Annotated in this window: 9 protein-coding genes; 6 read left to right on the forward strand and 3 right to left on the reverse strand. The window is 70.5% G+C overall.

Features of this window, described 5'->3' with window-relative positions; all coding sequences use genetic code 11:
- Positions 1-64: 64 nt before the first annotated feature.
- Together ACFU53_RS41365 and ACFU53_RS41370 are read right to left on the reverse strand one after the other, a co-directional pair.
- Entirely contained in the window at positions 65-1,096 is a 1,032-nt protein-coding gene (locus ACFU53_RS41365) for a phosphatase PAP2 family protein (RefSeq protein WP_384004778.1), read from the reverse strand.
- 239 nt (positions 1,097-1,335) lie between these two features.
- Positions 1,336-2,529 carry a glycosyltransferase family 39 protein gene (locus ACFU53_RS41370; protein WP_384004780.1) on the reverse strand — a complete coding sequence of 398 codons (1,194 nt, stop codon included), beginning with the start codon at positions 2,527-2,529 and terminating at the stop codon, positions 1,336-1,338.
- A gap of 388 nt (positions 2,530-2,917) precedes the next feature.
- Here ACFU53_RS41370 and ACFU53_RS41375 point away from each other — a divergent pair, with 388 nt between their 5' ends.
- Both ACFU53_RS41375 and ACFU53_RS41380 read left to right on the forward strand, forming a co-directional pair.
- A complete protein-coding gene (locus tag ACFU53_RS41375) occupies positions 2,918-4,528 on the forward strand; it encodes an MFS transporter (protein ID WP_384004782.1) in 1,611 nt (536 codons plus the stop codon).
- A 121-nt stretch (positions 4,529-4,649) separates the two neighbouring features.
- A complete protein-coding gene (locus ACFU53_RS41380) occupies positions 4,650-5,819 on the forward strand; it encodes an acyl-CoA dehydrogenase family protein (protein WP_384004784.1) in 1,170 nt (389 codons plus the stop codon).
- Positions 5,820-5,872: 53 nt separating this feature from the next.
- Here ACFU53_RS41380 and ACFU53_RS41385 read toward each other — a convergent pair whose 3' ends face one another.
- Positions 5,873-6,316 carry a cell division protein SepF gene (locus ACFU53_RS41385; RefSeq protein ID WP_384004786.1) on the reverse strand — a complete coding sequence of 148 codons (444 nt, stop codon included), beginning with the start codon at positions 6,314-6,316 and terminating at the stop codon, positions 5,873-5,875.
- 303 nt (positions 6,317-6,619) lie between these two features.
- On the opposite strand from ACFU53_RS41385, the gene ACFU53_RS41390 reads away from it, so the two are divergent.
- The 4 genes from ACFU53_RS41390 to ACFU53_RS41405 all read left to right on the forward strand — a co-directional run bounded on the left by ACFU53_RS41390 (position 6,620) and on the right by ACFU53_RS41405 (position 13,176).
- Positions 6,620-7,849, forward strand: coding sequence for a DUF5685 family protein (locus tag ACFU53_RS41390; RefSeq protein WP_384004788.1), 1,230 nt, complete (start codon positions 6,620-6,622; stop codon positions 7,847-7,849).
- A 404-nt stretch (positions 7,850-8,253) separates the two neighbouring features.
- A complete protein-coding gene (locus tag ACFU53_RS41395) occupies positions 8,254-10,116 on the forward strand; it encodes an FAD/NAD(P)-binding protein (protein WP_384004790.1) in 1,863 nt (620 codons plus the stop codon).
- Between the two features lie 379 nt (positions 10,117-10,495).
- Positions 10,496-11,593, forward strand: coding sequence for an LLM class flavin-dependent oxidoreductase (locus ACFU53_RS41400; protein ID WP_384004792.1), 1,098 nt, complete (start codon positions 10,496-10,498; stop codon positions 11,591-11,593).
- A 680-nt stretch (positions 11,594-12,273) separates the two neighbouring features.
- Complete coding sequence (locus tag ACFU53_RS41405) at positions 12,274-13,176, forward strand: S1 family peptidase (RefSeq protein ID WP_384004793.1); 903 nt, start codon at positions 12,274-12,276, stop codon at positions 13,174-13,176.
- Positions 13,177-13,345: the final 169 nt, after the last annotated feature.

Here is a 13,345-nt window from a genome sequence, read left to right on the forward strand (position 1 = left end):
CACGGGGAGCCGGGCCTTCGCCGTGCGGGGCATGGGTTGTGCGTACCGGCCCCGCTGTCTCGTGTCAGCCTCCCGCGAGCGGCCGGGCCGAGGCTGCGTTGTGCGACGCGACCCGGTCCGCGTGGGGCGGTCGGCGGGTGCCGGTCGGGGTGACCGGGGCCCGCTCCGACCTGGCCAGATGCGGTCCGGGGGACAGATGCACCGGCACGATCGGGGGGTGGGCGGCGCGGGCCGCGATGCCGGTGTCCCGCACGGTCGCGGGCTCCTCTCCCGGCTTGCGCAGAGAGGCCGTGCCCACGGTGGCGGGCGTCGGCGCAGGCGCCGGTACGGGCGCCGTACGGCGGTCGCGCAGGGTGTCCCGCAGCGAGAAGAGCCAGGCCTCGGCGCGGGCGATCAGCGGCTCGAACCAGGGCAGCGCCAGCATGATCAGCAGACCGGCGGCCCAGCCCAGCAGGACGTCGCTCAACCAGTGCGTACCGAGGTAGACCGTGGTGAGACCGACGCCGAGCGAGATCACGGCGGACAGCGCGGACAGCCAGCGTCTGGCCCTCGGCGTCGACGCCAGATAGGCCAGGATGCCCCAGGTCACCACGGCGTTGGCGGTGTGTCCCGAAGGAAATATGTCGCCGCCCAGCCACATCTCGTTGGAGCCGATCTCGGTGGCGTAGTGCGGGCCGAGCCGGCCCATGCCGATCTTGGCGGCGCCGACCGTGATGTTCAGCAGCAGCAGCGAGACCCCGAGCGCGAGCATCGGGCGCAGGGTGTGCTGTCTCCACGAGCGCCAGCCCAGCCAGGCCGCGACCATCACGGCGGTGGGGCCGCGCTGGCCCAGGACGACGTAGTAGTCCAGGAAGGCGTGGATCTGCTGCCACTGCTGGTACGGCCGGAAGAACATGATCTGCCAGTCGAGCCGGACCAGCCACGAGGTGATCACGATGGCCCACACGATGGCCACGTAGAAGGCCAGGGTGGAGACGAGCAGAACCACCCGGTGCCGGGTCATCACCGGCACATCGATGTGGGCCGGTCGTTCCGGCTCACGGTCCAGCCTGGAGAAGACCCGGTCCAGACGGGTCGGCTTTAGTTCGGTACGCACTCAATCGACGTTACAGCGAGTGAGCTCCGACGCGGCGTGAATCACTGGCTTTGTGATGACGCCGTGATGTGGGATTGCTCTCAGATTGATGTTTATTACTGCTGAATGACGAATCGTTGCGCCACTCGGCCTTCAATTCCATGGCCTAATACTGAGCAGTCGTTTTACGGCTCTTTTGAATTCGTTCACCGAATGCTTGCGTGGAATTACCCGCCCGCTCGCCGTCCGTCGCGGACCGGTCAGGGCGGACCGGAGCCGTTCAGCCAGAACGCCCCGTAGATCGCCGACACCACGGCGACGGCGCCGAGAATCGCTGCTGACCTGGGTGTACGCGCTCCGGCGAGGGCGCGGGCGAGAGGGAACAGCAGCGGGAAGGCGGGCATCAGAAGCCGTGGCTTCGAGCCGAAGTAGCTCGACGCGCACAGCGCCAGCGCGGTGACGACCCCCGCGTAGACCAGCAACGGGAGCGGCTGTCCCTGTCTTACGCACACCACGTACAGCCAGATGAGCAACGCCACTCCGATGATCAGCCCGATGCCCGCCGGGGCCGACGGAAACGACGTGAACTTGTCGGCGACGAAACGCGCGAAGGCGTAGCCCCCGTCGAAGCCGTTGCGCCAACCCGCCTGGACGTCGAGATAACCGAGCGGGCCCTTGCCCGTGCGATGGCCGACCCACAGGACGTAACCGGCGGCCCCCAGGGGCGCGAGGAGCATCCCCAGGGCACGCGGCCAAAGGTGAGCGCCGTTCGATGCCTCCGCACTCCGGTTCCGTACGAACGGAGGAGCGGGTTCGTGTCCCCGATCCCGTACGTACGACGCGATCGCCGCCGCCCAGACCGCCGCGACCACCGCGAGCCCCACCGGACGGGTCGTCCCGGCGAGGGCGGCCAGGACGCCCGCCGTCACCCAGCGGCCGGTCAGGACGGCGTACAGCGACCAGGCGGCCAGCGCGGTGAACAGTGACTCGGTGTACGCCATCGACTGCACGATCCCGACCGGCAGCACGGCCCACAGCAGCACTGCGCAGATGCCGGCGCGACGCCCGTGGACATGGTCGGCGACCGCGAAGATCCCCCAGGCCGCGGCGAGCGAGGCGAGCGTGCCGACGACGAGGCCGGCGTGGGCGTACGACAGCGGGGTCAGCGCCGACACCGCCCGCTCCAGCCAGGGCAGCAGCGGGAAGAAGGCCAGGTTCGAGTGGACGTCGCCGTTCGGCAGGCGAACCTCGTAGCCGTAACCGAGTTCGGCCACGCGGGTGTACCAGAGCGAGTCCCAGCGGGCCGACAGCAGTGTCAGGGCGCTCTTGTCGCGTGCCGCGCTCCACACGGCGAGGGCGACGAGGCCCAGGGCGCGCACGGCGGCGTACCCGAGGAGTGCGGGGGCGGCCCGCCTCAGGACGGGCAGCGCCGGGCGCGTAGCAAGATCGGTCACGCGCTCGATTATCGGCGGAGCCAGGAACCGGCCGGGAGGCGGTCACGTGGTTGTCCGTGATGGACCGTGACGGAGGAACCACGGACGAGTGATGAAGGAGTCATGGAGGACCGGTGGACGGCCCGGGGCGTGGCGTATGCCACACGCCGGATGAGGGTTCCATGAGACACCCGCCACGTCTCACCGGCCGGGGCTCGCGTACGCTGACGGCTCGCTCGCCTTTCGTCGCGCGGGTCCGGGACGCCGCTCCTCCTGGACCGCAGGACCTGTCGTCATCTTCCCGTCGTCGCCCGCGGGGCAGACGGAGATGCGACGACAGGGCCTGACCGCCGGGGAGTCCCCGCCCCGTGGTTCCGCCGAACGCGAGAGCATTCTGGGAGGTACGTACATGTCCGGGACGCCCACGGCCGCTGTGCGACGCCGTCGGGAGGCCGGGGCCGGTGCAAACCGCTGGGTCGTCCTCGTCGTCCTCTGCGTCAGCCTGCTCCTCGTCGCCGTAGACGCCACCGTGCTGCATGTGGCGGTACCCGCCGTCACCGAGGACATCAAGCCGAGGGCCATGGAGCTGCTCTGGATCGTCGACATCTACCCGCTGGTCTGCGCCTCGCTGCTGATCCTCTTCGGCACGCTGGGTGACCGGGTCGGTCGCAGACGGATCCTCCTCCTCGGATACGCCCTCTTCGGCGTCGCCTCCGGCCTGGCGGCCTGCGCCGACAACCCGCAGATCCTGATCGCGGCCCGCGCCCTGCTCGGCGTCGGCGGCGCGATGATCATGCCCGCGACTCTGTCGATCCTGCGCCAGGTCTTCCCCGACCGGCGCGAGCGGGCGCTCGCGATCGGCATCTGGAGCGCGGTCGCCGCCGTGGGCGCGGCCGTCGGACCACTGCTGGGCGGGTTCCTGCTGGAGCACTTCTGGTGGGGTTCGGTCTTCCTCGTCAACATCCCGCTGATGCTCGTCAGCCTGCCGATCGGACGGCTGCTGCTCCCCGAGTCGACGGGCGACCGCGACGGTCCCTGGGACGTGGTCGGCGCCCTGATGGCGGCCGTCGGCCTCTTCGGTCTCGTCCTCGGTGTGAAACGGCTCGGCAGCGGACATCCGCCGATCGATCCGGGCACCGCGCTCGCGCTCCTCGGCGGCGGCGGACTGCTGATCGCGTTCGTACGACGGCAGCGGCGCCGGGCGCATCCGCTGGTCGACCTGCGGATGTTCGCGCGCCCCGCGTTCAGCACGTCGGTCGGCTGCATCGTCCTCGCGATGCTCGCGCTGGTGGGTCTTGAGCTGATCGCCGCGCAGTATCTGCAGCTGGTCCTCGGGCTGTCCCCCCTGGAGACGGGCCTACGGCTGCTGCCGCTGACCATCGCCGCGATGGCGGCCGGGCTCGTCGGCTCCCATCTGCTGCACCGCTTCGGGCCGCGCCGCATGGTGTCCCTCGGCTTCTGCCTCACCGCCTTCTCGGTCGTCCTGCTGACGGCCATGGGGCGCCACGACAACGCGGGCCTGCTGCTCGCCGGGTTCGTCCTGCTGGGCTTCGGTCTGGAGACGACCCTCTTCGGTGCGTACGAGTCGATGCTGAGCGAGGCGCCCGCGTCCTCCGCGGGTGGGGCGGCCGCGATCGGTGAGACCTCCTACCAGCTGGGCGCCGGCATCGGCATCGCGCTTCTCGGCAGCGTGATGAACGCGGCGTACGCGCCCGGGCTGTCGTCCGTGCCGGGGGTGCCTTCGTCGGCGTCCGATGCCGCCGGGCACTCGCTCGGGGAGGCGTACGAGGTCGCCGACCGGCTGGGCGGGTCCTCGGGCGAGGCCCTGCGGCACGCCGCCCGCGACTCCTTCGTCCACGGGCTGCATGTGACGCTGTTGGTGAGTGCGGCGCTGCTGGTGCTTGGTGCGGTGATGGCCTTGCGGCTGCCGCGGGGGATGGAGTGCGGGGGCGCTGCGGAGGTGCCGGGGCCGCGGGATGCCAAGGCGACGACGCCTGTGCGGGCGGAGTCGATGCGCTGAGTTGTCCGGGGCGGCCCGGGCCCCGTAAGGGGCGGCGCGGGAACTGCGCGACCAGCCACGGACGGCCCGCGGGCGGGTACGGTGGTTAGCGTCGCTAGTTTTGTGAGCCGGAGGTGCACCCATGAGCTTCGACCCCACCGATTTCCTTGGTCTCGACGATCTGCTCGACCCGGAGGACCTCGCCGTGCGGGACACCGTGCGGAGTTGGGCGGCGGATCGGGTGTCGCCGTATGTCGCCGAGTGGTACGAGCGAGGGGAGTTGCCCGGGATCCGGGAGCTGGCGCGGGAGTTGGGGGCGATCGGGGCGCTGGGGATGTCGCTCCAGGGGTATGGGTGCGCGGGGGCCAGTGCCGTGCAGTACGGGCTCGCCTGTCTGGAGCTGGAGGCCGCGGACTCGGGGATCCGGTCGCTCGTGTCCGTGCAGGGGTCGCTCGCGATGTACGCGATCCACCGGTTCGGGAGCGAGGAGCAGAAGCAGGCGTGGCTCCCGCGGATGGCCTCCGGTGAGGTGATCGGGTGCTTCGGGCTCACCGAGCCCGACCATGGGTCCGACCCGGCGTCGATGCGTACGTACGCCAAGCGGGACGGTGGCGACTGGGTCCTCAACGGGCGGAAGATGTGGATCACCAACGGGTCGGTCGCCGGGGTCGCGGTCGTGTGGGCGCAGACCGAGGACGGCATTCGAGGGTTCGTGGTACCGACGGACGCCGCCGGGTTCTCCGCGCCGGAGATCAAGCACAAATGGTCCTTGCGCGCCTCCGTCACCAGTGAACTCGTCCTGGACGACGTGCGGTTGCCCGAAGACGCCGTACTGCCTGAGGTCAAGGGGCTGAAAGGCCCGCTGAGTTGTCTTTCGCATGCCCGCTACGGAATCGTGTGGGGCTCGATGGGTGCCGCGCGGGCGAGTTTCGAGTCGGCCGTCGAATACGCCAGGACACGGGAGCAGTTCGGGAAGCCGATCGGGGCATTCCAGCTCACCCAGGCCAAACTCGCCGATATGGCGGTCGAGTTGCACAAGGGGATTCTGCTCGCCCACCATCTGGGGCGGCGGATGGACGCGGGACGGCTCCGTCCCGAGCAGATCAGCTTCGGCAAGCTGAACAACGTACGAGAGGCGATCGAGATCTGCCGTACCGCCCGCACGATTCTCGGCGCGAACGGGATCTCCCTCGAGTACCCGGTGATGCGGCACGCGACGAACCTGGAGTCCGTGCTCACCTACGAGGGCACCGTCGAAATGCACCAACTGGTGCTGGGCAAGGCGCTCACCGGTCTCGATGCCTTCCGGTGAGCCGCGTCCTGTGACCCGCCTACCGGAAGGCGGGGCCGGCGAGCGGCCGTGCCTCAGCTCTGGTTGAAGAAACCGTCGACCGGACGGCTGGCGACCTCGCCGCTGACGATCTCCGTGTCGGCGGGGGTCAGCAGGAACACGCGGTTGGACACCCGCTCGATCGAACCGCGCAGACCGAAGATCAGGCCGGCCGCGAAGTCGACGACACGCTTGGCGTCGCCGGCCTCCATGTTCGTGAGGTTCATGATCACCGGGACGCCGTCCCGGAAGAGCTCACCGATGTGCCGGGCGTCACGGAAGCTGTCCGGCGTGACCGTGCCGATCCGGCGGCCGTGGTCCTGCGCGGACTCGGACGCGACCTTGACGCGAGGGTCGGTGACCCAGGCCTCGCCGGAGCCGGACTCCCGCTCATCGGCGTAGTCGTCGTCGTAGTAACGCTCGTCATCGTTGTCGTCGACGAGGCCAAGCCAGGCACTCGCCTTGCGCACCGATCCCATGGACGCCTCCTCTCGCAGCGGTCATTCGTGCTTTCCGCATCCCTATCGTCGTCCATGATGCGGATGTCTCGCCAAGTGGATAGACGCCGCACGGGGGTTTCGTGACGGTACTGGTGCAGAACGAATTCGTCGAGAGTCCATGTGCCCCAAGGGCTCCGCCGTACACACCTGCTGACAGAGAGTGAAATAATATTGTTCGCGGCGTTTGGGTGAGTCGCGGTCCGTCCGGGTGAACGTTCCGGCGGCTACGATGCGGCGACGCCGACGGGCGTGCGGAGACATGGTGAGACACGGGGGAGTGTCGTGTTCGGAATAGTGAGGCCCTGTAGCCATCGGCTCGGCGCAGGGCTGCGGACGCAATGGATGGCGCATCTGTGCGGGCTCTGTCTCGCGCTGCGCGGGGACCACGGGCAGTTCGCCCGGGTCGTCACCAATTATGACGGCTTGCTGGTGTCGGTTCTGACGGAGGCTCAGGCCGAGCGCACCACCGACTGGCGGCGCACCGCCGGACCCTGCCCGCTGCGCGGGATGCGCACCGCCTCCGTCGCACAGGGCGAGGGAGCGCGGCTCGCCGCCGCCGTCTCGCTGGTGCTCGCCTCGGCCAAGGTGCGTGACCATGTGGCCGACCGGGACGGACTGCTCGCGCGCAAGCCGGTGGCGCGCGCCGCGCGCCGGGTCGCGACGAGCTGGGGGCGCGCGGGGGCGCGTACGGGATCGGACATCGGGTTCGACACGGCGGTGCTGGTCGACGCCGTGGACCGGCAGATCGGCATCGAGGCGCTCGCCGGTCCGGGCACTCCGCTGCTGACGGTCACCGAGCCGACCGAGACGGCGACCGCGGCGGCTTTCGCGCACACCGCGATACTGGCCGGACGGCCGGGCAACGTCGCACCGCTCGCCGAGGCCGGACGCCTCTTCGGACGGCTCGCCCATCTGCTGGACGCGGTGGAGGACCGGGCCGCGGACGCCGCCGTCGGCGCGTGGAATCCGCTGACCGCCACAGGCACCTCCCTCGCCGAGGCCCGACGGCTCGCCGGCGACGCCCTGCACGGCATCCGGCTCGCCCTGCGCGAGGCCGACTTCGTGGACGGCGAGCTGGCCCATCTGCTGCTCGTGCACGAGTTGCGCAGGTCGGTGGACCGGGCGTTCGGGGCGGTGCCGGTGTGTTCGGCGCATCAGCAGGGCGGGGCGCCGGTGCCGGGCAATCCGTACGCGGGCGGCGCCGGTGATACGTATGCCGGGGACGGTGGGAATCCGTATGCGGGCGGCGGCGGCGGGAATCCGTTCGGTGGGGGTGGCGGAGGGTACGGCGGTGACGGCGGGGGCGGTGGCTTCGGCGGGGTGCCGTCGCCGCAGCCGCCGAAGCGGCGGGGGTTCTGGGCGGGGTGCGGGATGTTCTCGCTGTTGTGCTGCACCTGCCAGTTGTGCTGCGCGAAGGAGTACGAGGGCCCCTGGTCCCGGAAGAAGCGCGAGGGCTGCTGCCGGGACTGCGACTGCTGTGAATCGTGCGAGTGCTGTGGTTGTGACTGCTGAGAGGGCGGCCGGGCGGTATCGAGGAACGGGCGAACGCGAGGGGAGGGGTGCGCGTGTGAAGGCCAAGGGAGAGAACACGAACGGCGCCCCTCGGAATCGGGGCGCGCAGTGGGGTCGGGTCAGCTCAACAGGATGAGGACCACACTCGACCGAAGTCGATGTGGGAGCGCGTGACCAGCCACTGCTGCGGATGCATGGGGTTAAGTGGAACAGGCATCCGATTGCGCGTCAACTGGCTTGAGATGTAACGCTCACAGTTCGGACAACCTTGACAGCGAGGGGAAAGACCGCCGTACTCTCGGCACAGACCGCTGCTGAGGGGCTCGGTCGCCCGCGTCCATCTCCTGGGACGCGCTCCGTGTGAAGGCAACCGTGTTCGACTCGGACATCACGGAGCCTTTCGCATGCCGTCTGCCTCTTCCTCTCATCCATCCACGCTTTCCTCTTCCTCGCGGCCGTCACTGGTGATCGTCGGGGCCGGGCCGCGCGGTACCGGACTGATCGAGCGGATCGCCGCCAACGCCGGTGAACTGCATGCGGGCGTGGGCTTCGACATTCACCTCGTCGATCCGTATCCGCCGGGCGCCGGGCGTATCTGGCGGGCGGACCAGTCGCCGCTGCTGTGGATGAACTCGCAGGCCGAGGACATCACCATGTTCACCGACGAGACGGTGCGGATGGACGGGCCCGTACGGGAGGGGCCCACCCTCCACGAGTGGGCGGGCCTCGACGGGCGGTTCTTCGCGGACCGGCGCGTGCAGGGCGAGTATCTGCGCTGGGTGCACGAGAGTGCGGTGGCCGACCTGCCCGAGGGGGTCACCGTCCACCATCACCCGCGGCGGGCGCTGCGGGTCAGCGGCCCGCGTGAAGGGCGCCAGGAGGTGTGGTTGGAGGGGCGCCGGCGTCCGCTGCTCGCGGACCTCGTCGTCCTCGCGCTCGGCCATCTGGACGCCGAACTAGACGACGAGCAGAAGGAGCTGGCGGAGTACGCCCGCGCCCATGGGCTCGTCCATCTGCCACCCGACTTCACCGCCGACAGCGACCTGTCTCTGCTGTCCCCCGGAGAACCGGTGCTCGTGCGCGGCTTCGGGCTCGCCTTCGTCGACCTCATGGTGCTGCTGACGGAGGGGCGCGGAGGGCGGTACGAGGGGTACGAGGGAGACATGGACGGGGAGTTGACGTATCACCCGTCCGGGCGGGAGCCCGTGCTGTATGTCGGGTCGCGGCGCGGGGTGCCGTACCACTCGAAGATCGGGTACGACCTGGAGGGGGAACGGCCGCCGCTGCCGAGGTTCTTCGGGCCGGCCGAGGTCGACGAACTGCTGGCGCGGGCAGGGGGGTTCCCCCGCTCGAGCGAAGCCGAGAGGGGGGGTGGCCTGGACTTCCGGCGCGATGTGTGGCCGTTGGTGGAGAAGGAGTTGGGGTTCGCGCACTACCACCGGCTGTTCACGGCTCATCCCGAGCGGACGGCCATGGCCTGGGCGGACTTCGAGGAGAAGTACGCGGCGGCGGATGCGGGGGAGCGGGCGGTGCTCGTGGCGTCGGCGGTGCCGGACGCGGCCGACCGGCTGGACCTGGCCGCGCTGGACCGTCCGTTGGAGGGGGTGCGGTACGGGTCGCACGAGGAGTTCCAGGCCGGGCTGCGCGGCTATGTCGAGGCTGACCTGGCACGTCGTCACGACGATTCTTTCAGCGCCGACTTGGGGGTCTTCTTCGGGCTGCTGTCCGTCTACGGGCAGTTGATCCGGCTCGGTGGCGTCGGGTCCTGGTGGCACGGGTTCTTCAGTTATCTGGCCTCGGGGCCGCCCGGGCCCCGGCTGCGGCAGATGCTCGCCCTGTCACGGGCCGGCGTCCTGAACTTCGTCGGGGCGGACATGGGCGTGGTTGCCGAGGGCGGGGAGTTCCGGGCGTCCAGTGTCACCGTGCCCGGGGGGTCCATCGAGGCGAGGGCGCTGGTCGAGGCACGGTTGCCGGAGCCGACGGTGGCGCGGGTCCGCGACGGGTTGCTGCGCGAGCTGTACGACGACGGGGGTGTCGTCGAGACGCCGGAGGGACTGGTCGCCGTCGACCCCGCGGACGGGCGCGTGGTGGACCGGTCCGGGCGCCCGCATCCTCGACGCTTCGCACTCGGGCCCTACACGAACGGCCGTACGCCGGGGGCCTTCACCCGGCCGCGTACGGGTGGGCCGGCTTTCCGCCAGAACGACGCGACGGCTCGGGCCGTACTCGCGTTCCTGCGCGACTTGGGGTGCCGCGCCGCCGCGTGAGGGGTGAGCCGACGGGGGCGCGGACGCTGGTGACCGCCGGGCAGCGCCGTCGTGGCGGATCGCCGTTGCGGGCGAGAAAAGGGGGCGGGCGGAGAAGGGGGCGGGCGAAGAAGGGGGCGTACGGAGGAAGGGGCCGGGGCCTGCGAGGTCAGGTCGGGCGGAGTGAAGGGAGGACAGGCGGCCAGGTGAGGGGGGTCGCGGGCGAAGTGAGGGACCGGCGAAGTGAGGGACCGGCGGACGAGGTGGCGGCGGGTGAGGAGAGGCGGGGCGGGCGAGCGGTCCGGGGAGGTGTGGGCGGGGAACTGAGTGGGTTTGCGTAGTTGCCGGGAGGAGCGTCCACGGGGCGCGTGGTCGGAGTAGTGGAGAGAGGTCGGTCGGTATGGGGTCTTCGTACGGTCGGGGGCGGTTGCACCTGGCCGCAGCTATTGATCAGCAGGCGGTGTGTGACGCGGGGGCGTTTGTCGAGCTCGCCCGGCTCGCGGAGCGGGGGGCGTTGGATTTTGTGACGCTCGGGGATTCGTTCGGGCGGCCGGGGTTGGACGCGTTGGCGGTGTTGGCGCGGGTGGCGCCGGAGACGGGGCGGATCGGGCTGGTGCCGGCTGTGACGACGGCGCATACCGAGCCGTTCCATGTGCAGGCGGCCGTGGCGACGCTCGACTGGGTCAGCCGGGGGCGGGCCGGGTGGTGGACCGAGGTGTCGAGCACGGAGGAGGAGGCCCGGCCGTTCGGGCGGCGGCCTGCCGAGTCCGGCGCCGTGCTGTGGCGGGAGGCCGGTGAAGTGGCCGACGTGGCCGTCCGGTTGTGGGACAGCTGGGAGGACGACGCCGAGATCCGCGAGGTCGGGACCGGGCGATTCGTCGACCAAAAGGAGCATCACGTCGACTCCGAGGGTGTCGAGGGTGCCGGGTTCTCCGCCTGGGTGCCCTCGATCGGGCCCCGGCCGCCGCAGGGGCATCCGGTGCGGGTCGTCGACGCGACCGAGGGGGAGAGTCGTGGGACCGCCGCCCGGTACGCGGATGTGGCACTCCTGCGGGTCGCCGACCCGGCCCACGCCGACGCCGTACGGAAGGAACTGCGGGACGCGGCAGCCGGGTTCGGGCGGGATCCCGATGAGCTGAGGGTTCTGGTGGGTATGAGAGTGGATCTCGGCGGTGGTGAGCACGCGGCCGAGCCGGGGCACGGCGGGGGCGGCCCACGCCAGACCGCGCACGGCCCGCTGTACCGGGGCGGGCCCGTCGACCTCGCCGAGCTGATCACCGCCTGGCACCGGGCCGGGGCCGCGGACGGCTTCCACCTCGTCCCCGTCGAGCCGCGCCGTGACCTGGAGCGACTCGTCAACGGAACGGTGGCGCTGCTCCAGCACCGCGGACTGTTCCGCACCTTCTACCCGGGCAGCACGCTCCGCGAGCACCTGGGCCTCGCCCGGCCCGCCAACCGGTACGCCGTGACGGGGGGAGCAACGGGGGGAGCGTTGTGAGGGGAAGAGCAACGGGGAAAGCCTCGTGACCGTACGGACAGGGAAGCAGGTCCAGGTACATCCGGCGGCGCACTTTCCCGGTGCAGACAGCACCACCGAGCGCAGGGTGGTGACCCGGTACTCCGTTCGGAAGGCGCCCCGCTTTTGGAGCAGCGGCACCACCCGGTCCACGAACTCGTGGAGCCCGCCGGACGTCAGAACGAACAGCCCGTGTTCGGCGGTGCGTGCACCTCGGACCGCCCGAGTGCGGGTGGCGGGACCGAACGGCTGAACGGCCCAACGCATGACTTCCGGACACCCCCGGGTGGTGGACCCGGGTACTCCGACCGGGCGCCTCGGGGGGTGTCCGCCGTCGCGGCCGACGATGATGGTGATCGACGCTACCGGGCCCTGCGGCCTGCTCCGACGACCCGTCAGCCGGTCCCTCCGGGAGCCGCTCAGGATTCACATGGAACCCGCACATATGGCCTGGTGAGATCAACTTGCATGGAGGGCGCGCCGGTTGGATTCCGAGAGGCCGAAAGGCACCCTTGCGTGGGTCGGCGGTACGGCCGAATACTTCCCCCCAGCGCCTTGTCAGGGGCACGGCGTGTCCGGAATCCGGACCGATGTCCCTGATCTGCGCCTCACGGGCCCCGACCCCACGCGGGCCCCCGACTTCCCTTTGGAGGGAACGAACAGTGAGGATCAAGCGCACCACCCCCCGCAGCGGCAGAGCGAGACGGACCCGGCTGATCGCCGTGACCACCGGACTCGTGGCCGCGGCCGCCGTCACGGTCCCCACCGCCAACGCGGCAGGCACCCAGACGTTCAGCGCCTCCGAGTTGAAGAGCGCCAGCTCATCGGTGCTCAAGGCCGACATCCCGGGCACCGCCTGGGCGATCGACCCGGCGACGGACAAGGTCGTCGTCACCGTCGACAGCACCGTCTCCCAGGGCGAGCTCGCGCAGATCAAGGAGGCGGCGGGCGAGAACGCCGGCGCCCTGACGATCAAGCGGACCCCGGGCAAGTTCAACAAGTTGATCAAGGGTGGCGACGCCATCTATGCGAGTAGCTGGCGCTGCTCCCTCGGTTTCAACGTCCGCAGCGGGAGCACCTACTACTTCGTGACGGCCGGTCACTGCACCGACGGCGCGGGCACCTGGTACTCCAACTCCGGCCGCACCACGGTCCTCGGCCCGACCACCGGGTCGAGCTTCCCGACCAACGACTACGGCATCGTGCGCTACAGCAACACGTCCATCGTCAAGGACGGCACCGCGGGCAGCGTGGACATCACCAGCGCGGCCACCCCGAGCGTGGGCACCAACGTCATTCGCACCGGCTCCACCACCGGTACCCGTACCGGACGTGTGACCGCTCTCAACGCGACCGTGAACTACGGTGGCGGCGACATCGTCTACGGCATGATCCAGACCACGGTCTGTGCCGAGCCCGGCGACTCCGGCGGCCCGCTCTACGGCAGCAACGGCGTGGCGTACGGTCTCACCTCCGGCGGCAGCGGCAACTGCACCTCCGGTGGCACGACCTTCTTCCAGCCGGTCACCGAGGCCCTGAGCGCGTACGGCGTCAGCGTCTACTAGGCACTGGGCGCCATAGGCAGTGGGCGCTGGGCCGAACGGGAACCGGCGCGATTTCCCCGGCGCCGGCCCCACCCAGCTGCAGCCAGCAGCAGGCGAGCCCCCGCACATCATGTGACGCTGTTGATTAATTCGGGGGCTCGCGTGACGTCGGCCTTCAAGACCCGGTTGT

This window comes from Streptomyces sp. NPDC057474, from assembly GCF_042802555.1.
In the GTDB taxonomy this organism is placed as follows: domain Bacteria; phylum Actinomycetota; class Actinomycetes; order Streptomycetales; family Streptomycetaceae; genus Streptomyces.

What these genes read in the sequence shown, in the direction of transcription:
- ACFU53_RS41375 (WP_384004782.1), top strand. Translation starts at nt 2,918, where the DNA reads ATGTCCGGGACGCCCACGGCCGCTGTGCGACGCCGTCGGGAGGCCGGG.
- ACFU53_RS41380 (WP_384004784.1), top strand. Translation starts at nt 4,650, where the DNA reads ATGAGCTTCGACCCCACCGATTTCCTTGGTCTCGACGATCTGCTCGAC.
- ACFU53_RS41385 (WP_384004786.1), bottom strand. Translation starts at nt 6,316, where the DNA reads ATGGGATCGGTGCGCAAGGCGAGTGCCTGGCTTGGCCTCGTCGACGAC.
- ACFU53_RS41395 (WP_384004790.1), top strand. Translation starts at nt 8,254, where the DNA reads ATGCCGTCTGCCTCTTCCTCTCATCCATCCACGCTTTCCTCTTCCTCG.
- ACFU53_RS41400 (WP_384004792.1), top strand. Translation starts at nt 10,496, where the DNA reads ATGGGGTCTTCGTACGGTCGGGGGCGGTTGCACCTGGCCGCAGCTATT.